Origin of the sequence: Veillonella sp. ZSJB6, assembly GCF_051549505.1 — a bacterium.
GTDB lineage: Bacteria > Bacillota > Negativicutes > Veillonellales > Veillonellaceae > Veillonella.
In genome coordinates this window covers 1-252 of sequence record NZ_JBPUGE010000120.1, presented here as the reverse complement: position 1 = coordinate 252, position 252 = coordinate 1, and the positions used below count along the sequence as shown (strand labels likewise).

Annotated in this window: 1 protein-coding gene; it reads left to right on the top strand. The window is 53.6% G+C overall.

The genetic code is table 11. From position 1 onward, the window contains the following. Nucleotides 1-19: 19 nt before the first annotated feature. Nucleotides 20-252: hypothetical protein (locus ACSV5T_RS10130; RefSeq protein ID WP_438321053.1), on the top strand; the 233-nt coding region annotated here is incomplete at its 3' end.

The following is a 252-nucleotide window of genomic DNA, read 5'->3' as shown; positions in this document are numbered from 1 at the left end:
GATCGAGAAGAACCACGAATTGCAAGCGCAACAAGAAGAGTTGATTGCGCAACAAGAAGAACTTCAAGCGCAACAGCAAGAACTTGAAGAAATCTTGGAGCAGACGCAACAGAACGAGCAGCACTTGGCTTACCGCAACGAGTTGACCGAGACGCTCGCGGCCCGCGACTCGTTGACAGCTTACCCAGAGATTATCGAGAAACTGGTCGCCATCACCGACTCCGAAGTCGGCGCCCTCGTCTTCGTCGATGC